The organism is Pseudoalteromonas sp. SR43-7 (genome assembly GCF_014163785.1).
Lineage (GTDB): Bacteria > Pseudomonadota > Gammaproteobacteria > Enterobacterales > Alteromonadaceae > Pseudoalteromonas > Pseudoalteromonas distincta.
Window position 1 is genome coordinate 15,333 of record NZ_JACJDY010000004.1, and the last position, 18,938, is coordinate 34,270.

Annotated in this window: 17 protein-coding genes and 1 other RNA gene; 8 read left to right on the forward strand and 10 right to left on the reverse strand. The window is 38.6% G+C overall.

What is annotated here, in order from left to right:
* Positions 1-16: 16 nt before the first annotated feature.
* On the forward strand, positions 17-1,207 hold the full coding sequence (locus H5087_RS04015) for an amino acid aminotransferase (protein WP_002962951.1): 1,191 nt from the start codon (positions 17-19) through the stop codon (positions 1,205-1,207).
* 73 nt (positions 1,208-1,280) lie between these two features.
* Here H5087_RS04015 and H5087_RS04020 read toward each other — a convergent pair whose 3' ends face one another.
* Positions 1,281-2,483, reverse strand: a complete 1,203-nt coding sequence (locus tag H5087_RS04020) for an aromatic amino acid transport family protein (RefSeq protein ID WP_182671248.1) — start codon at positions 2,481-2,483, stop codon at positions 1,281-1,283.
* Positions 2,484-2,699: 216 nt separating this feature from the next.
* Here H5087_RS04020 and H5087_RS04025 point away from each other — a divergent pair, with 216 nt between their 5' ends.
* Positions 2,700-3,593, forward strand: coding sequence for a DMT family transporter (locus H5087_RS04025; RefSeq protein ID WP_182671249.1), 894 nt, complete (start codon positions 2,700-2,702; stop codon positions 3,591-3,593).
* Positions 3,594-3,598: 5 nt separating this feature from the next.
* Here H5087_RS04025 and H5087_RS04030 read toward each other — a convergent pair whose 3' ends face one another.
* Positions 3,599-4,477 (reverse strand): OmpA family protein, encoded by an 879-nt coding sequence (locus H5087_RS04030; protein WP_182671250.1) that lies wholly within the window; start codon positions 4,475-4,477, stop codon positions 3,599-3,601.
* A 202-nt stretch (positions 4,478-4,679) separates the two neighbouring features.
* Here H5087_RS04030 and rnt point away from each other — a divergent pair, with 202 nt between their 5' ends.
* A complete protein-coding gene (gene rnt, locus H5087_RS04035) occupies positions 4,680-5,384 on the forward strand; it encodes a ribonuclease T (protein WP_182671252.1) in 705 nt (234 codons plus the stop codon).
* Here rnt and H5087_RS04040 read toward each other — a convergent pair.
* The gene (locus tag H5087_RS04040; protein ID WP_182671254.1) at positions 5,368-6,993 is read right to left on the reverse strand and encodes a DUF342 domain-containing protein; all 1,626 of its coding nucleotides are present in this window, start codon (positions 6,991-6,993) and stop codon (positions 5,368-5,370) included. The two genes, rnt and H5087_RS04040, sit on opposite strands and share 17 nt — an antisense overlap.
* Before the next feature lie 263 nt (positions 6,994-7,256).
* Between H5087_RS04040 and ssrA the strand changes: the two genes are divergently transcribed.
* Positions 7,257-7,613, forward strand: a transfer-messenger RNA (tmRNA) gene (ssrA, locus tag H5087_RS04045).
* Positions 7,614-7,711: 98 nt separating this feature from the next.
* Here the strand turns inward: ssrA and H5087_RS04050 are convergent.
* The 3 genes from H5087_RS04050 to H5087_RS04060 all read right to left on the reverse strand — a co-directional run bounded on the left by H5087_RS04050 (position 7,712) and on the right by H5087_RS04060 (position 10,296).
* Positions 7,712-8,803 carry a hypothetical protein gene (locus tag H5087_RS04050; protein WP_310736460.1) on the reverse strand — a complete coding sequence of 364 codons (1,092 nt, stop codon included), beginning with the start codon at positions 8,801-8,803 and terminating at the stop codon, positions 7,712-7,714.
* Positions 8,804-8,959: 156 nt separating this feature from the next.
* Positions 8,960-9,256 carry a hypothetical protein gene (locus tag H5087_RS04055; protein WP_182671257.1) on the reverse strand — a complete coding sequence of 99 codons (297 nt, stop codon included), beginning with the start codon at positions 9,254-9,256 and terminating at the stop codon, positions 8,960-8,962.
* Between the two features lie 35 nt (positions 9,257-9,291).
* Entirely contained in the window at positions 9,292-10,296 is a 1,005-nt protein-coding gene (locus H5087_RS04060; RefSeq protein WP_182671259.1) for a YHYH protein, read from the reverse strand.
* A 186-nt stretch (positions 10,297-10,482) separates the two neighbouring features.
* Here H5087_RS04060 and H5087_RS04065 point away from each other — a divergent pair, with 186 nt between their 5' ends.
* Complete coding sequence (locus tag H5087_RS04065) at positions 10,483-11,241, forward strand: sulfite exporter TauE/SafE family protein (RefSeq protein WP_182671261.1); 759 nt, start codon at positions 10,483-10,485, stop codon at positions 11,239-11,241.
* A gap of 178 nt (positions 11,242-11,419) precedes the next feature.
* Here the strand turns inward: H5087_RS04065 and H5087_RS04070 are convergent, their stop codons facing one another.
* Both H5087_RS04070 and H5087_RS04075 read right to left on the reverse strand, forming a co-directional pair.
* A complete protein-coding gene (locus H5087_RS04070; protein ID WP_149602990.1) occupies positions 11,420-12,055 on the reverse strand; it encodes an NAD(P)-binding oxidoreductase in 636 nt (211 codons plus the stop codon).
* A gap of 182 nt (positions 12,056-12,237) precedes the next feature.
* Positions 12,238-12,561 (reverse strand): hypothetical protein, encoded by a 324-nt coding sequence (locus H5087_RS04075; RefSeq protein ID WP_004335602.1) that lies wholly within the window; start codon positions 12,559-12,561, stop codon positions 12,238-12,240.
* A gap of 318 nt (positions 12,562-12,879) precedes the next feature.
* On the opposite strand from H5087_RS04075, the gene H5087_RS04080 reads away from it, so the two are divergent.
* Complete coding sequence (locus H5087_RS04080) at positions 12,880-14,361, forward strand: OmpA family protein (protein ID WP_182671263.1); 1,482 nt, start codon at positions 12,880-12,882, stop codon at positions 14,359-14,361.
* Positions 14,362-14,418: 57 nt separating this feature from the next.
* Here the strand turns inward: H5087_RS04080 and mnmC are convergent, their stop codons facing one another.
* Positions 14,419-16,428: a bifunctional tRNA (5-methylaminomethyl-2-thiouridine)(34)-methyltransferase MnmD/FAD-dependent 5-carboxymethylaminomethyl-2-thiouridine(34) oxidoreductase MnmC gene (gene mnmC, locus H5087_RS04085; protein WP_182671264.1), complete on the reverse strand. Its 2,010-nt coding sequence runs from the start codon at positions 16,426-16,428 to the stop codon at positions 14,419-14,421.
* A gap of 179 nt (positions 16,429-16,607) precedes the next feature.
* On the opposite strand from mnmC, the gene fabB reads away from it, so the two are divergent.
* Positions 16,608-17,819, forward strand: a complete 1,212-nt coding sequence (fabB, locus tag H5087_RS04090) for a beta-ketoacyl-ACP synthase I (protein WP_004335606.1) — start codon at positions 16,608-16,610, stop codon at positions 17,817-17,819.
* Positions 17,820-17,920: 101 nt separating this feature from the next.
* Here fabB and H5087_RS04095 read toward each other — a convergent pair whose 3' ends face one another.
* Positions 17,921-18,286, reverse strand: coding sequence for a hypothetical protein (locus tag H5087_RS04095; protein WP_182671266.1), 366 nt, complete (start codon positions 18,284-18,286; stop codon positions 17,921-17,923).
* 51 nt (positions 18,287-18,337) lie between these two features.
* On the opposite strand from H5087_RS04095, the gene H5087_RS04100 reads away from it, so the two are divergent.
* Positions 18,338-18,880, forward strand: a complete 543-nt coding sequence (locus H5087_RS04100) for a GNAT family N-acetyltransferase (protein WP_182671268.1) — start codon at positions 18,338-18,340, stop codon at positions 18,878-18,880.
* Positions 18,881-18,938: the final 58 nt, after the last annotated feature.

Genomic DNA, 18,938 nt, shown 5'->3' on the forward strand with positions numbered 1-18,938 from the left:
CGATAAGAGATAGCCAATGTTCTCAGTATTAAAACCATTACCAACAGATCCTATTCTTGGCCTTATGGCGGCCTATAAACAAGATACAAACCCTAATAAAATTGATTTAGGTGTAGGTGTCTACAAAGATGAGCAAGGCAATACACCGGTTCTTAAAGCGGTTAAAAAAGCTGAAGCGTTTCGTCTTGAAAACGAAATGAGCAAATCTTACATTGGTTTAGCGGGTAACTTAGATTACTGCCAAAAGATGGAGCAGTTACTACTAGGCGAACATCAAGCATTGCTAGCAAATCGCGTACGTACTGCGCAAGCGCCAGGTGGTACGGGTGCACTTCGCGTTGCAGCTGAATTTATTAAGCGTTGCAATGCAGATGCAACAGTATGGGTAACTAATCCAACATGGGCAAACCATATTAGCTTGTTTGAAGCTGCAGGCTTAACAGTAAAAGAATACCCGTATTACGATTACGAAAATAAAGACTTACTGTTTGATGAAATGATCAACACACTTAAACAAGTGCCTAAAGGTGATGTGGTTTTAGTGCATGCATGTTGTCATAACCCAAGCGGTATGGACTTAAACGAAACACAGTGGAACACAGTTGCCGAACTTGCAAAAGAAGTTGGCTTTACACCACTTGTTGATATTGCATACCAAGGCTTTGGAGCTTCACTTGAAGAAGATGCACGTGGCTTACGTATTTTAGCTGATGCAGTAGAAGAGCTAATTATTTGTTCTTCATGTTCTAAAAACTTTGGCTTATACCGCGAGCGTATTGGTGCATGTTCACTAATTGCAAAAGATAGCGCAACAGCAGATATTTCAAACTCTGTAATGCTAAGCGTTGTACGTAGTATTTACTCAATGCCGCCAGCGCATGGTGCTGATATTGTTAATACTATTTTAAGCAGTACAGAGCTTACACAATTATGGCACTCTGAGCTTGATGAAATGCGTAGCCGCATAAATGGCTTACGTAGCTTAATTAAAGAAAGCTTAGCAACTAAAGATATTGCGCAAGACTTCTCATTTATTGAACGCCAAAACGGTATGTTTTCTTTCTTAGGTATTAATAAAGAGCAAATTGCTCGCCTACAAAAAGAATATGGTATTTACATTGTAGGTTCTAGCCGCGTAAATGTTGCAGGTGTTAGCCAGTCAAATATTGAATACTTTTCAAATGCTGTAGCTGACGTTTGTAAATAAACGCAGTTAATATAAAAAAACTGCACATCTAATGATGTGCGGTTTTTTATTATCTAAATTAAAACAAAAAGCTTTAACCGATAGCAGGAATTAGCCCCGCCATTTGCATAAACTGCGCAGCAATAATCGTTATGCCACATATAGCTGCTATGCCAAGCCCAACATTCCCACTTTTAACTTTGTAGCCTGTTTTACTTGATGTTGTACGCTGTTTATAAACCATTGCTACAGGCAAAAATATTGCAAGTACGACAAGTGCTATTGCAGCGTAACCTAAAGCCATAATAAAGCCTTGAGGATAAAATAATGCAAAGCCAAGCGGCGGAATAAACGTAATAAAGGCCGTTTTAATTCGGTCCGTTTTATTGTCACCTTTTTTAAATGTATCAGCAAAAAAATCGAATAACCCTAAACTCACCCCTAAAAATGATGTCGCAAGTGCTAAATCAGCAAATAACTTAACGGCCGTTGCCACATTTGGGTTATGCGCAATACTTGCCACGCTTGATACAAAGCCACTAAGGCCTTGGCTGTTGAGTAAGTCAGCTTGGCTCATAATACCTTGGCTAAGTAGTTGCCAAAAAATATAAATGACTAAAGGCAGGGCGGCACCAGCAATCATTACTTTGCGCAGTACTTTTATTTCTACACCAACATATTTAACAATAGAAGGAATGGAGCCATGAAAGCCAAACGAAGTAAATATAACCGGTATAGCCGAAAGGATTAATCCTTGCTTTACAGGCATCTCTAATAAGTGCTTACCTTGTACATAAGGGGTTAGCATGTAAAACAAACTAGCTAATACAATAATTTTTATTGTAAATAACACTCTGTTTAGTTTATCTACCTTGCTAGTGCCCAGCGTTACCACACTTGCAATAATAACAGCGAGGATCACAGAGCCAAACTGTGGGGCTATATTTACATCAAAGCCTATATTTATACGCGCTTGAAGTTGTGCACCACCACCTGCAATATAAGCAGCGCATAAAGCGTAAAATAAAAAAACCATCGAAAAATTCGCGATGTATTGTCCGCGCTTTCCAAGCCATAATTTAGCCAACGTATTTAACGTTGCATCGCGTGGTGCATATTGGTGTAGCTCTAGCATGAGTAGTGCGGTGTAGGTCATTAGTAACCAGCTAGCAATTATCAATGCAAGCGCAGTACTAAACCCAAGCCCGGCAGATGCAATTGGCAGTGCCAACATACCTGCACCAATAGTTGTGCCTGCAACAATTAACATGCTTCCAGTTGTTTTATTTTTAAGCACTTAATTACCTTAATTATTATTAATATACTTGCACGATATAACTAGTTACTCAAATCTCAAATAGTTTTGTAATAAAAGAGCTGTATTAAAATGTAACTTACAATTTACAACTGTATTTATTAAGGACTTGTATGCATTTAAAAGTATTAAAATAGGGTGGTGAGGGTATAATTTTATGTACGTTGGATTGCGTTATAAAACGCTAAGGATTGGCATGTGCCGGTAAAAGTATCGTATTTTTTTATGGTTCTCATTTGGTCTACTACACCTCTGGGGATTGTGTGGAGCAGTGAAACAGTATCGCCAACGCTTGCTGTATTAATGCGTATGCTGGTGGGGTTGTTTTTAGGTGGTTTAATTGTTGCCATAACAAACATTAGAGTACCTTGGAGCAAAAATGCATGCTTACTTTATTTTTATTCGAGTATAGGTATTTTTGGCGGTATGTTACTGAGCTATATGGCAGCTAAAACAGTCCCTTCGGGTATTATTTCGCTTATGTTTGGCCTTGCACCTATCTTGTCGGGGTTGCTTGCTCAGCAGTTATTAAATGAACCTAAATTTAGCCCGATTAAATTAGTGGCGTTAGCGTGCGCCTTAATCGGCTTATATTTTGTTAGTTATAACCAAGTACAAAACTCGCAAACTCAAGGGCTCGGGTTACTTTATGTGTTTATGGCTGTCTGCTTTTTTAGCTTAAGTGGTGTGATGATCAAGCGTGTACAGATTGCGATTCATCCTATGGCGACAACATTTGGTGCCTTAGTTTTTGTAACCCCACTCTTTTTTATTGCTTGGTGGTTATTAGATGGTCAGTTGCTTATACAGAACTGGAGTGCTAAATCATTGTGGGCAATTGGTTATCTAGGTGTGTTTGGATCTTTAGTTGGGGCTTTGGCGTATTTTCATGTACTGCAAAACCTAAATGCGAGTACGGTATCACTTACTACGCTCATAACTCCTAGCTTTGCGTTAGGCTTAGGAGCTTGGCTAAACAATGAGCCATTAAGCCAAGAGCTAATCATTGGTGCGGTTATTATTTTAATTAGCCTAGGTTTTTTCCAATTTGGTGATAAATTTTTAAAGCGAAAGAGAGTAAGCGCATATTAGTTTTACTACATTTTCTCTATTTGAATAATTAAACGACGGTTTTTGTCTCGGCCTAAAATGTTATCGTTATTATCAACAAAGCGTTTTTCGCCTAAACCGGTGGTTTGCACTTTTGCTTCATCAACACCCAAGCTCACCATATAATCTTTTATAGTTTTGGCGCGCTTGCGCGATAAATCTAAGTTATTCCAGCGGCCGCCATAACTATCGGTGTATGAGTCAATGCTAATGGACTCTATGCTTGCATCATTTTTTAAATACTCAGCAATCTTATCAAGGCGTTGTTGCGAGGATTTAGTTAATTTACTGCTGTTAGATTGATAGTTCATTACAGTAAACGAAATATCTTCAAAGCTGTAAGGGAGTAGCTCATCGCGGCATTGTAAAAAAGCCCAGTAAGCTTGTTTAAAGTTTACACTCGATATACCAACGGCAATTTTATCGGCACTGTTTTGCCAGTCTTGATAATAAAAAGTAGGGTAGTAGCCTTTTTCAAGCTCGCTAAGCATCTCCCATGCGGTTTTATTGCCCAGCTCGCCATCAAACTTTTTAAGTAATTTCATATTTGCAATATCGCGAGCCGGTAAACCTGCACGCCAAGACGGTGGCACGGCTTTTAAACCAGCAATTGCGTAGTTATCTGGGCGTACAACCATATCTAAATTAAACGTTAAGTTTTTATTTTTACTTGCTGAAGCTTTAAAAATAGCTTCCCCATAATAAGGAACTTCATGATTTAATTGGCATTGTAAGCGCGTTGTTTTAACGACTTCCCAGTTGGAGTTGTCTTGGGTTGCTGCGTATTGGCGCATAGCAGCTTGCGAGTGAGTACTGCAAAGCACTGCACTTATACTAAGGCTAATAAATAACAACTTATACTTCATGGTGCTCTCCAGCTATCCGGGAATGCCAATAATTTGGCAAATTAACGACTGCAATGATTAGTTTGTTCTCTACGTAACTAACTTATAAGTTAAAGCAAGTTATGTGCCTACAATTTTAAAGCAATAAATACTTAAATCCCCTAGCCTAGGGGGCATCAATTTTGACATAATAGTCAGCTTACACGTATAAACAAAGAAGACTATGGCAAATACTGAGCAAACACCTTTCGCAAAACGCTTTCGTGGATTTTTTCCTGTTGTTATTGATGTTGAAACTGCAGGTTTTAACAAAGAGACAGATGCCTTGTTAGAAATAGCAGCTTCTGTTTTAAAAATGGATGACGAAGGACTGCTCAGCATAGATCATACTGTTCATTTTCATGTTCAGCCATTCGAAGGCGCTAATATTGAACAAGCAGCCATCGACTTTAACGGTATAGATCCGTTTTCACCATTACGTGGCGCAGTACCTGAAGACGAAGTAATTAAAGAAATATGTAAAGTAGTACGCAAAGCGCAAAAGGCCGCTGGGTGCCAACGCTCAGTTATTGTGGCGCATAATGCCGCATTCGATCATGGCTTTTTAAATGCAGCAATAGAGCGTAATAACATTAAGCGTACGCCATTTCATCCGTTCGTAAGCTTTGATACAACATCTTTAGCGGGTTTAGCGTTAGGGCAGACTGTATTAGCAAAAGCATGTAGAGCGGCAGGTATCGAGTTTGATAACAGCCAAGCACACTCAGCGCTTTACGACACAGAACGTACAGCTGAGCTTTATTGCTTAATAGTAAATCGCTGGCAGCAATTAGGTGGTTGGCCATTAGCGCCAATCGATGATTGCGACGCAAATGGCGAAGTTGAAACTGAGACACAAAATAACGAAGAAACTAAAACGTCTGAGTAATTTTACCCTCAGTTAGCTTAACTAGGTGGGGCGGGTAAATACGCGAAAATTGTTTAGAATCTTTCGCTATTTTAAGCTCCACACCAGGGTGCATTAATTCATTTACTTTTAAACGACTACTGGCAAGTAATTGCACTATTTTTTGCTTAATAAGTAGTTTTTGACGATGAATATGCGCAGAGCGTATTTTTATATGCTTTTCATTTTCAGTTATTTTATTCATGAATTGCTGGCGCTGAGCAGCCCCCGCAATTTTACTCGCTTTTTCACGAGCCTGTTGTAAAGCGGTTACTTTAGTCGCAAGTACTTTTTCAAAATCGGTTATTTGTGTTTGCTTTTGGCGAAGCTCAAACCAGAGTTGCGCTAAAAATACGCGCGTTTTAGTACCGGCTGGCGCGCCTAGCTCACCCGTTTCAATGCGCATAGCATCTAAAATATTACCGCCAATAATTTTACCTCGCGGATCATTTGCTTTGCCTACACGTATTAACCGCCTAGCACTCAAATCACAATGTAGCGCTTGGCGTTCAATAAATAAATCTTGTTCTGATTTAATATTGCAGTACTGAGCATAACCAATAGAAATAGTTCGTTGAGCGGCTATAGAACATGTAAATGCTTCCTCGCATTCACGTTTTCTACCAATTGCGCCAAGCATAATGGTTACCGCACTTTTACTTTCAACAGCTCCGGATTCTACAAAACCCAGTACCGTAATATCACCATTGGCTTTTACACGCATGCCGTCTTTAATATCGCCAGTAATAATTACGCTACCATCAAAATCAACGTGGCCTGTACTTACATCTACGTTATCAAAGCACAAAACGTCATCTACACGCATACCTCGGGGTAGGGCAACGGGCACACCTTTGCAGTCGGCAATAAGCATATTAGGGTTATTAGGATCTACTTTTGTACCTTCGAAAGGCTGGAGTTGGTGATCTGTACCTGGTTTTGCACTAATTGAATCGCCAAATACCGTATAGCCATCTTCTCCAGGGGTAGCGGCAATACGCTGCATTAAGGGAGTACCAGGTTTTACGGTGATAATAGCGCCAAGATTTTTCATATCAACCTTACCGCCTTCTTTAGCTTGTGGGCTAAGCACACGGTCTTGGGCTGTTGAGCATAAACGCACAAATTTAGCATCGCTGCCTTTTTTAGGATTACGCCCATGTGCAATTATGGCGCTATAAGAGCTTCCTGCTGGTTTTTCAAACTGCTGGCCTAAAAAGGTATCAAGCGCGCGTGGGCTTATTCCTTTTTTAACACCTGCATTAGCAAGCGCTTTTTGCGCACCTTCCATAGACAAAAGCGCACCACCTTTAGCGGTAGTTAATGTTGCTTCTGCGACCATGTTTTTTTCATCAATATTAATGACAAGCGACGCATCTACCGCTTTAGCAACGACAAGTGATACTTCCTGATAGTTTTTAGTTGGCGCAAAAAGCTTTCCAATATTGGCAATGACAGCTTCGTACTCACTAAACTCAGATTGTTCGAGCATTTGCGTAAGCTGAGTACTTGTAACAGGAAAGCCACTATCAATAGGGTGACTAACTAAAGAGACAAACCCTGTATTTTGATCAAATGAAAAAACCGACATTTATTAATTCCCTACTCTATGCCTGTTATTATTTTTGTTTTTTACAACTAAAGGTTTAGAAATGACAAAAACCTTAACTCCTTATTTGAACACAGGTTAAACACATTGTTAAGCAAATGTTTATATGGGCTTGCATAAACTAAATTTTGGTTACTTAATGCTCGGTTAGTGCACGCAATTAAAATAAAGCGTTACTAGGCCTTGAGTATCAGTACTTTACTCAGTTATACTGTCTGCACGCTCTGAATTGAGTTACTAATTCAGGGGCTGATTAGGATTCGACGGAATTCAAGAAGCCCAAGGTGCATGTCGAGGTGCGGTTTGCCTCGTTAAACAGCCGCAACCTAAAGTAATCGCAAACGACGATAACTACTCTCTAGCAGCTTAGGCTGGCTAGCGCTCCTTCCATGTATTCTTGTGGACTGGATTTTGGAGTGTCACCCTAACACCTGATCGCGACGGAAACCCTGGCCGGGGTTGAAGCGTTAAAACTAAGCGGCCTCGCCTTTATTTACCGTGTTTGTCCGGGACTTAAAGGTTAATTAAATGACAATACTAAACATGTAGTACCGACGGTCGAGGCTTTTCGGACGGGGGTTCAAATCCCCCCAGCTCCACCAATAAAGGTTTTTGAACTCGTTATTCGAAAACCATAAGAAACCCGCAAATTTGTTAATCCAAATTTGCGGGTTTTTTTATGGAATTTATAAAATAAAGTTTAAGAATGTCTTATTGCGCGTAGCTTCATTTTTATTGCAATCACAAGCAGGCTGAATAACGACAGCATACTTATTAATAACGTTAGGTTAAGTATGGGGATACTTGGCTCGTAGGTAGTGACAGGGGAGTTGTTTGTAGTTTGCGAGTTTTGATATTGCCTAATATAGCTTTGGCTGATCCAATCTACCGCATTTATCCATTGTACTTTGCCGGGATCAGTATTGTTTAGCATCCCTATTGCATGTTTATCGTTATCTAAGCCTTTTGAAAGTTGTACCAGTTGCTGCCAAAATTTATTTTTAGGGCCTAGGTCATCTATTTCTTGCAGGTGCTGTTGTAATTTATCGCCCCCCATCGTTTTTATATCAGCTTGTCCTGTACTTTGCGCGTAGCTATTTATTAGCGATGAAAAGCGACTAAAGTATTCATTACTTTTTTGCTGTGTAGGGTTAGCTGTTCGCTCGTTTGTTACTTTTTGTGTTGGTTTGTTTAGGCTATTTTGATCAATCAAATATTGTTTATAGTTTTGGTAACTTAAGTTATTTGTTGTTGTGTTATTTAGGGTGCCAAAGTTATTTTTAAGTGCATTAACACTGATCACTACGCCTATTATGGTAATAATACAAAGTGCGCAATAGCAAAAGTACAATGCGCTTTTTAAAGTGTTACACAGTAATTTATATTTATTATAACTTTGCTTAATAGCTGCAGCTGTATTTGGGGCTTCACCTGTATCTAGGCGTTCATTTTGTATTGAGATATTTTTGCCGCTAGTGCTTTCACTAATGTGTTTATCTGTATTTTTACTGTGCTCAGTGAGTGCTATTTGATTATTTTGAGATTGAGGGATTACAGTAATGAGTTGAGGTTCTACTTTAGTAATTAATCCTAGCTTTTTTAGTGAGGATTCTGTTTTAACAGCATCAATACTCGATAAGTCTTTTTTTAAAGCGTAAGCTTTTCCATCAAATAACTGAACAACAATATTATGAGGAATATTAAGAAGTTGGCTGAGTTGTTCTTGGGCAGAGGTAAGGTCAGTATTTTGATATAACTGACCATTAAAAACAATTTTAAATGTGGCGCTCACGTTAGTACCTTGCTTGTGTAATTCCATTTGTGGAATTTTATTTTTATTATTTGATACACAAAGCTAACTTAACAGATAAAGGGTATGCTTTCTAATGATTTGCGATTAAAAAAGCCTTAACAAACAGCGTTAAGGCTTTGGCGTGTAGCTGTTACTTTATCGTTTAGCGAGTGATTTTACAGATTGCTTTTGGTCACTTGCTGGTTGGGTTGCTTTGTCTATTAATGTTTCAAGTGGTTTATTTCGAACGCACATAAGTACTTTGTTCATTGCTTGGCATGTGCCTGTCGCTTTTTTATCATGGCTTGTGTAGCTGCAATCTTCATTAATGGCTTTTGCTTCACATGCTTCCCAAGGCGCATTTGAGCCGTGGCCTGCATGACTTAGCGCAGAGCATGAGGCAGCAAGTAATAAGCCAGTGGTTAGTGCTTTTATTACGTTAAATATTTTCATTAGTATCTCAGTTAATTATTTGGCCAAAATGTGCGTTATCTTGCGGTAGCACCTTTAAAGCAACCAATAAACATGTTTTCAGATACGTCGGCTGCATGGTAGTGGTAACCGCGTGTATCGTCGGTGTGGCCTCTACATTCGTCTAAATCAGTGGGTTCTAATCCATCTTCGTTAAGCATGCCAAATATACCAAATCCATCGAGTGCATAACCCATCATGGCGGCATGACCGTCTGATTGAATTTGTGTTTGGCTACAACCTGCTTCACCGTGGTAGTGATAACCTGCTACTAAGTTAATATGGCCAGCGCAATCATCAAAGGCTGCAATAGTGTATGCGCCTAAAATAGCCTCAACAGGGGCGGGTGCAGCAAGTACAACACCATTGAGAGCAACACCTACATTAGCGTTACCAATACTGCTGTTTTGAGTGGTTGCAACGGGCGTTATTGGTATTAAAAATGATTCTGATATACCGCCATCAACATAATCAATAGAGCATTCTACGCAGTGGTTTTGGTATTGTTCTTCTACGTTTGGACGTGCAGCGCCATCACACGATTCTTGTGTGTCGGTTACATTTACAAGGCCTGTACCTTCGTCGTATAGCTGCCAATGGTTATCGTTATATAATGTTGGTAGATTTAAAATAAAGTCGCCAGTTATATCGTAAACCTCACCGGTGCCATCAAACCAAATACCGGCTTCGTCTGCTGTTGAGGTGATATTTTGAGGGCAGAATACACCAATCTCGTAATTTGAAGGTGCACCGGCAATATCAATTTTGTAGCATGATGCTTCATCGCCATTACTTAGCGTACATGTTTGAGTGGTAATAGATGAAATGAGTGCATCGCTTTCAAAGTTAAAAGGGTCAACTTCTACAACAAAATCGGTTGAAGTATCTGTTGTAGTTCCCTCATCGGTGGTTGTTTCAGTTACGACGCTACTTTGAGTATCGCTACCGTTACAGGCAGCTAAACTCAGTGCAAGTATACAAACAGCAAGCGGTGCTAAAATTGGTGCGTTAAGTTTTCTCATCAGAAATATCCGGTAATGAAGTTGAATGTATAATATTTGTTAAATGTGCAAACAAAGTGCAAAAACAACGCAACATAATACATTGCCTGAAATAGAGGCTTATAACGCTTGCTATAAGTGTATGTTGTACCTTTTATTGTTTAAAATACTGCGACTTTAAAGTACCTAAATAGGCAGTGGAGTTTTATGGACTTTTTACTTCCCGACAGTATGTCTTTATTTTTGTTTTTATTAATGATGATCACCGCTGGCTTTACTTCTTTTATATCTGCTGCATTTGGTGCGGGTGGCGGGCTAATGTTGCTTGTTGTTATGGCGTCGTTTATGCCTATGGCAGTTGTTGTGCCTGTGCATGGTTTAGTACAGCTTGGCTCTAATGCAAATAGGTTATTACTCAGCTTTAAGCATATTGATAAAAGCATGTTTGTATATTTTGCGTTAGGCGGCTTAGTAGGGGCGGGGTTATCAAGTTTTGTTATTGATGATATATCGCTTGATGCTATGAAGTTAGTGGTCGCTATTTTTGTTATTTATTTACTGTGGGGTAAAACACCGCCAGTAAAATTAACCTCTAAGTTATGGCGTATGGTCGCCGGTGGCATAACGACTTTTATTTCTATGTTTGTGGGAGCGAGCGGGCCATTAGTTGGTAGCTGTTTATATATAAATAATTACGAAAAGTTAAAATTTACGGCAACGTTTTCGAGCATTATGAGTGTGCAGCATTTGTTAAAAGCGGTAATTTATGGTGCAGTTGGCTTTAGCTTTTGGCAATGGATGCCGCTTGTAATTGCTATGGTAATAAGTGGTGCTGTAGGTACTTGGTTTGGAATTAAATTACTTAAAAGTATGTCTGGGGATAAATTTAAGCGTATTTTTAGAGTCGTTTTAACGTTATTAACGCTACAACTCGGTTGGCAAGGTATTAAAGTATTACTCCACTAATTTACTTAGTGGAGTAAATTTAATTTTATTAAACATAAATCACTTAAGCGGATTAAATAATTCATTGCGCCAAAAAGTTACTGATATAGAGCGACTACACTGTAATTTTTTGGCTTATCAATGAACTATACTAATTTGCAATAATTGTTCATACGTTTAATTAAATTGGTATTAAAGCTTATTTAACAGCGGCTTTAATTGGTTTGTCGCCATCAAATAACTCAAAAATGCGGTTACTAATAAATGAGTTAGTCGCAATATGTAATAATGCATTGGCTACGTTTTCGCGGCTAATTTTAGCCTCAGAACGATCACTTGGTCGCTGCGTCGTTACTTGCATTGAAGCGCTATCATCAGTCAGTGTACCAGGGCGAACAATGGTGTAATTTAAACCACTATTGATTAAGTGCTCGTCAGCCATGTGCTTGGCAACTAAGTAAGGTTTTAAATCACCTTGAATCGAATCTGGGTCGTCTGCACCGATTGAGCTGACCATAATAAAGTGTTTAACGCCATGCTCTTTTGCAAAGGTAGCTGCTTTAGTTGCAGCCCATAAATCAATAAGTACAGTTTTATCATCGCCCGTACTTCCGCCAGAACCTGCAGCAAAAATCACTTGGTCACAGCCTTTCATTGCATCACCAAAATCGCCTTCAAGATCTTGCTCAACAATAGTTAAAAAAGAGCTGTTTAAATCGCTTAGCTTATTCTTGTCGCGCACTAATGCCACAACATTTTGCTCATTTTTTAAAAGTAGCTCAGTTGCCATTTTACCTATTTGTCCGCTTGCGCCAATAATTAGGGTCTTACTCATAATTAACTCCTTCCAATAAATAGTAAAAGTAATGTGCTTACAAACAGACCTTGGGGTAGGGGATAATTTTTAAAGGGTAAAAAAGAGTTTAAATGAGCTAATTTCAAAAAATACTTTAATTAAAATTCAATACTTAACTGAGTATTAAAATTAGCTGCTTTTGGCGTGTTTTTTAGAACTTTTTATTCAACCATTATACTCACTTCGGTCACATAACTACGGCGATATAGACTAATACGAACCTTATGTTCTTGGTAATTATAAAACAAAGTGCGATATGTATTATTGCCGTTTGTTTTTAACGGCTCACCTAATTTTTGCTGATAAAAGCGAGCGATATCAGAAATTGAATCTGTTAAATAACCAGTGCGAACCATTGGGTATTCGCCGGCTACATCCATTGTTGTAACAAACTCTTCAGGAAGTGGGATTTCAGTGACGTTTTGGCTAAGTACATTAAACGATAGAGTGCATAGCAGTATTATTAAAAATGCTAAAGTTTTCATTAAAGTCCTTTAAATAATAAATTCCATTTATTGGTACTCATTTTACCTCAATAAGCACCTTTGTCATTTAAATTTTATTACGAATTAAATCTCGTACTATAAACCGAGCAGGGTGAATAGCTTGGCTTACACGTTCGCTTAATGGGCGGGGCTCGTTATTTAAACAACTTATTAACCGACGCATTATACAACTCTTAATATGGCTGCACTCCAGTTACACGTTGAAGTTTGAAAAAGTTACGCAAATAAGGATCGTTGAATTAAGTTTGCTCATTAGGCATAGTGCTAATGTAAACTAATACTTTAAAAGGAATTTCCATGAAAAATAGTATTATCAAAGTACTTTTAATTTGTACTACCTACCTGTGCTGCATATTTAACCTGCAAGCAAAGCCATTATTAACGGCTTACCCCGATGCGAAATTAGAGAGAAAAGTCACTTTATCAGGTGAAGAAGCACAGTTTGTATCAGCCTTTAATCCTGCGCTAAAAAAATCTCAAAAATTTGAATATAAGACATTTATTGGTGATGTAAGTCATTTTTCTTATCTAATAAAGAATGTTGCTTCTTTAAAGGTAATAGAAAACTACAAAGACGCTTTAAATGATGCTGGATTTAAAGTTTTGTATATATGTTCTTTAAACGATTGTTATGAAAAGCGAGAGGATAAATTGCTGGCTGAAGAGTCGAGCTATTTCAACGTTTCTAGTTATTACGGGCAACCACATTATATTTATGCAACAAAAGGAGATCTTCCTGAAGCTGCCATTTCGTTATTTGTTGGACAATATAAAAATATGACACAAGCACTTTTGACGACAGTTAATATTAAAGAAATTGAAACTGGGCTGATAAAAGCTGATTTTGAAGCATTCAAGAAAAAAGTTAGTAATAAAATAAAAAAATCTACACATGAAGATCTTAAAGGTTCTGCTGATCATCTTTTATTAAGTCGTTACCCTGGTAGCTATATCGAGGATTATCAAAATGTTGATTATGAGGAGTTTAGTATCCCAATTGGCAAGTCTGATAAAAAAACGAGTACTTCACCTATGCTTGATGTTACAGGAGATTTAACGCGAATTACTTATATTGCGAATAAAGTATCGACGTTAAAAATTTATCATAACTATGTGAGTGCTTTGACTAAAGAAGGTTTTGAAACCGTATTTTCTTGTCAAAAAAATGAATGCGGTACAAAAAGAAAAGAGATTCAAGCATTAGGCGATAAGCTGGCAATCAAATCTGTTTATAACTACTTTCACCAACCTAGATATCAAGTTATGAAAAACACTCTAAATGAGCAAACTACCTACGTTGCCTTTTTTATAGGTAATTATAATGGCGATTCTCGTATTCAGCTTGTTGTTGCTCGTACAGAGCCCTTAGTAACAGGCTTAATAGAAACGAATAGTGATAAAATTCTTGAGCAGTTAGAGCAAAAAGGAAAAGCGTCTATTTACGGTGTTTTATTTGATTATGATAAAGCCACTATTAAAGCTGAATCTAAAGAGGCGTTAGATGTTATTGCTCAAGTTATGGAAAAAAATAAAAAATTGAGTTTATATGTTGTTGGTCATACCGATGATAAAGGCTCGTTTGATTATAATTTAAAGCTTTCAAAGCGCCGTGCTGATGCGGTTGTTAACGCATTAATTGCTGATTATGGGGTAGCTAAAGCAAGGTTATTAGCTCAAGGAGCGGGTCCTTATTCACCCGTTGCAACTAATAAAAATGATTTAGGTCGTGAACTAAATCGCCGTGTTGAATTAGTTGAAAGGTTGTCTAGTTCGAAATAATTTATGTTTTTAATTTATATGCACATTAGACCTATTGTTTTAATGTGCATACCTCATTTAAATTTTATTACGAATTAAGTCTCGCACTATAAACCGGGCAGGGTGAATAGCTTGGCTTACACGTTCGCTTAATGGGCGAGGCTCGTTATTTAAACAGCTTACGAGATGTTCTGCGCTTAGCGGTGCGCTACATAAAGCGCGGGCGCCAAAGCCGGTAAAAATATGTAGGCCTTGTTGTGGCTTATTAAGTTTCTCATATTGATAGCGTTTTCCTAAGCGTAAGTTAGCAAAGGCCATTGTATAATCACTTTGTTCGCACCATTGCCCTGCCATTGGTAGGTGATCTATAAATGTGCATCGTACAGCTGCTTTTGCCGAGGTAATATTGCCAAGGGTAGAGGCAAATTCACTTTGCTGATAAAAGCTAAGTAGTTGCTCTTGGTTTAATTGGTTGTCGAGCGCTGTAACTTGACGGCTTTTAGTATTTTTTTCAAATGTTGCACCCATACAGTGATGATCTAAATAGGCTGGGGTAAAATACCCTTTATGGCATAGCACTGTTTTAAGTTTGCGTGATTGTTCACTTGCCTCAATATGTGAAACTTGCCCGCGTACGCCTACTATTGGTAGCGCTTTTGTTTGCTCAAATGCATCACTGTGCTCGCCTGCACAAATAATTACATCACTAAAAGGACCTAACTGCTCATCATTCGTTAATAAAAACCAACCGCTGTCAGTTTTTTTAAGCTGTTTTATATTGCAGTTAAATACGCTTTTAAATGGGTTTATGCTATTTGCAGCGCTTAACATGGCGTTTACTAATTGCGGAGGGTTAACCCAGCCGCCTTGTTCAAAGAACACGCCCGAATAACCTGTTTCTACGCCGGCTATTTCGTCGCCTTGCTCTGCGGTTACGTTGTGCATTAGCTGGGTTGGCCACAGTTGTTTTTGTGCTAAGTTTTCATGTTTATCGGCCAGAGGCTTTTTTACTGCGTGTTGTAATACGCCGCACCAATCGTAATCAAAATTAAAACCACTGCTAAGTAAGTTGTTATATAGGCGCTTTGCGTATAAAAAGCTATGTGCAAACAATTCGCTGTGCGGCGAGTTTTTTGCTTGTAGGTGAGGGTAAATAGCGCCTTGAACATTGTGCGATGCCCCCATAGCTGGTTTTTCATCTTGGCAGAATAATTGGCTTGCTATGCCTCGTTTAGCCAAACTATATAAAATGCAGCTACTGGCTATACCACCGCCAATGACCGCTACATTTTTTAAAGCGCTGCTATCTTGATGAAAATATGCAGGAGCTGATTGAGCATCATTTACGCACTCTAGTTGGCCAACAAGCATATCTCTTTTTTGGCCAAAGCCTTTGGCTTTTTTAGTATTAAAGCCTGCATCAATTAATCCACGGCGAACAAAACCTGCTGAAGTAAATGTTGATAAGGTTGCACTTGCCCTTGATATATTGACCATAGAATTAAATAAACTTTGCTGCCACATTTCGGGGTTTTTACTTGGCGCAAAACCATCTAAATACCAAGCGTCAACAATTCCTGTTTGCGGATAGCTCATAGCTTGTATTGATTCAAGTGCATCACCAAAGTATAAATCGAGAACAACCAGTCCATTGTCAAATTCGAGTCTGTGGCATCCTTCTAAATTAATTGGGTATTGTTTAGATAATTTGTTACTAAAGGCACTTAATGATGGCCATGCCTGTAGTGCTTTGTTTAAATCGTCTATGTGCAGTGGATATTTTTCAAATGAAATAAAGTGTAAGCGTTTAACACCATTATCTAATTGATTTTGAACTTGTTGACGTGCAAGGTGGTCAGTAAAGCGTTGCCATGTATTTAAAAAGTTTAAACCTGTACCAAAGCCGGTTTCGGCAATAACAAAATGTGGCTGGTCATGATTTTGTAATCGTGCATCTATATTATTTTGCTCATAATACACATAATGCGATTCAGCTAAGCCATCGTCATTAGAAAAATAAATATCACCGAAGTCATTAGCGAAAGGTGTACCTAAATTATTAAAGTGTATATGTGCATTTTTGATCATGATTTTTTAATTTTATAGATATATTTTTTAATTATTTTACGGGTTTTCTTTGAAATAGTCTGGCGTTATTTATAAGCTAGCAGTTCAGAGTACAAGTGTACGCTAGAAAGCTGACCACTTAGGTGATTAAATTCGCGTAAAATAGAATGCAATTAAGTATTAAGCTAAGGGAATTACCCATGAGAAGAGCTGTAATTACAGGTATCGGTGTTGTATCAAGTATAGGTAACAACAAAGAAGAAGTATTAGAATCGTTAAAAACGGGCAAAAGCGGCATCGCTTTTAATCAAGAATTTGCCGATTATAAGTTACGTAGTAACGTATCGGGTAAAATTGATATTGACGTTAAAGCACACGTTGACCGCAAAGCAATGCGCTTTATGGGAGATGCTGCCGCTTACTCTTATATTTCAATGACGCAAGCAATTGAAGACTCAGGTTTGTCTGACGACCAAGTATCAAATGAGCGCACGGGTATTATTGTTGGCTCTGGCGGTGGTTCGTCTAAATGGCAAGTAGAAGCTGCTGATATTTTACGTGAAAAAGGCGTAAAACGTGTAGGGCCTTATATGGTGCCACGCACTATGGCGAGCACTACATCTGCTTGTTTAGCAACACCATTTAAAATTAAAGGTGTTAACTATTCAATTAGCTCTGCATGTGCAACATCTGCGCATTGTATTGGTAATGCAGTAGAGCAAATCCAGCTTGGCAAGCAAGACGTTGTGTTTGCTGGTGGTGGTGAAGAGCTACACTGGACATTGGCAATGGAATTTGACGCTATGGGCGCACTTTCTACTAAATACAATGAAACACCTGAAAAAGCGTCTCGTACATATGATGCAAATCGCGATGGTTTTGTTATTTCTGGCGGCGGTGGTATTGTTGTAGTTGAAGAACTTGAACATGCACTTGCACGTGGCGCGCACATTTACGCTGAAATTGTTGGCTACGGTGCAACATCAGATGGCTACGACATGGTTGCTCCATCTGGCGAAGGTGCAGCACGTTGTATGCGCCAAGCTATGCAAGATGTAGATAGTATTGATTACCTAAATACGCACGGCACATCAACGCCTGTAGGCGATGTTAAAGAGTTAGGTGCGATACAAGAAGTGTTTGGTGGTAAATCACCAATGATCAGCGCAACTAAAGCAATGACGGGTCATGCCCTAGGTGCTGCAGGTGTTCACGAAGCTATCTTCTCATTATTAATGCTAGAGCACAGCTTTGTAGCACCTTCAATTAATATTGATGAGCTAGATGAGCAAGCGACAGGTTTAGATATTATTACTGAGCGTCGTGATGTTGAGTTAAATACTGTAATGTCTAATAGCTTTGGCTTTGGTGGCACAAACGCGACTTTAGTTATGAGTAAGTACAAAGGTTAATTTGAGCTTATAAGCCCTATATGCAAACGCATATCTGGGCTAAATAGCCCAAAACAAAAAAGGAAAGCCGAGGCTTTCCTTTTTTATTATCGAAAGTTTAATTAACCTTCGTTATGTTCTTGACGTGCTTGCTCAATTTCGTCTGCAATTTCTTGCGCTTTTTGCTTAGTTTTTTCAGTTAACTCGCCAGCAGCTTCTTTGCTTTTAATCCATGCATCAACCGCAATCTCTTTGCCGTCGTCGTACATGTCTAAGCCCATTGTTTTACTTTGCTCTAATAGCTCGTTTAAAGACTCATCATTTTTAAGATCGTTAGTTGTCTCTTTAACGTCGTTCCATGCATCACCAAGCTTTTCTTGCATTTGTGCGCTTTTATCTTTTGCATCTTCTTTTACTTCGTTGGCATCTTCACAACCAGTTAATGTAATTAAAGTGCCTAGTAAAGCTAAACCTGCTAATTTATTCATGTGCTATCTCCTTTAGAGACTGATAATTAATTCGAGGCAGACTATACAACAATGAAAATGAACGCCCCCGTAACAAAACGATTAAATTTTAAATTAATGAATGAGCATGATTGGCCTCAATTATTTGAACTCGACCAAGACCCAGCTGTAATGCAGTATTTAACACGAGGTGAACCTACCTCTTTAGAGCAAATAAAAAATGAGGGAGTGCCTCGTATGCTCGCATATCGAAATGAGCTTAAAGGCTGGGGGCTGTGGAGTGTCACTATAAAGCAAACCAATACATTTATAGGTTGGGTATTAATAAGGCCTATGGGCTTTTTTACTGATGCACCAAACTACAGTGATATTGAAATAGGCTGGCGCTTTAAGCAAGCAAGTTGGGGGCATGGTTATGCAACCGAGGCGGCTTTAGCATTATGTGATGAACTTATAAAGCAAGATGACGTTAAGGCGATAAGTGCAACGGCACTAAAAGATAATACGGCCTCTATAAATATAATGAAAAAGCTAGGTCTGCAATTTATAAAAAATTATACACATACAGACGAGCAAGGCGACTTACCTGCGGTGCTTTATTCAAAAAGTGTTTAAAGATGATTAAATATCAACAGTATAAAGATTGACCTGTCCTTAAGTGACGTGCATTAAT